This is a genomic window from Pseudoalteromonas sp. BSi20652 (genome assembly GCF_000239855.1).
Taxonomy (GTDB): domain Bacteria; phylum Pseudomonadota; class Gammaproteobacteria; order Enterobacterales; family Alteromonadaceae; genus Pseudoalteromonas.
This window is the reverse complement of record NZ_BADT01000031.1, coordinates 1-597: the sequence shown is the minus strand read 5'-3', so window position 1 is coordinate 597 and position 597 is coordinate 1. Positions and strand designations below refer to the sequence as shown.

The window sequence follows — 597 nt, the reverse complement described above, 5'->3', positions numbered from 1 at the left end:
AGCACGCTATCTGATACAACAACATAGCGTGACTTATCTCCTTTACCATGTTCAATTAAAATGGTTTTACGCTGTCCATCGATGTCTTGCACTTTGATGCGCAGCAGTTCGCCAATACGCAAACCACATCCATAACACACCACTATCAATGTTTTTAAGCGCATATCCGTGCAACTTTCTATAAGTCGTCGAATATCATCACGCGATAAATAAGTAGGTGCCCGAGGTTTTGCTTTAGGCAAGGCTATGTCTAAGTTCAGTGGGCGGTGTAAAATATTCTTAAACAAAAACCAAATGCTGTTTATTTGTATTTTTTGACTTGCTCTGGAGAGCTTGCGAATGGCGGGATCTTTAAAAAAGATATTCAGCTCATCATCAGTAATTAAATCGAGTGGTTTATTAAAATAATGGCTGAGTTTAAGTAAATGCTCGCAGTAACTTTTACAGGTACTTTGTGAATAACCACGGTAGGCTATTTCAGCTTTGACTTGTTCAATGAGTGTATTCATGACTTACCTCCAAATATGGGATAACCCCAAGGTAAGTGTGGCTCAAATGGTCAGAATAGGATCTCCGCGTAGCGGCTTAGTTCAACAA

The 597-nt window shown here is 39.5% G+C and carries 1 protein-coding gene; it reads right to left on the bottom strand.

The features are described 5' to 3' along the window. A partial coding sequence (locus P20652_RS17355) for a tyrosine-type recombinase/integrase (RefSeq protein WP_033017044.1) occupies positions 1-509 on the bottom strand: 509 nt, incomplete at its 3' end. Between the last annotated feature and the right edge of the window lie 88 nt (positions 510-597).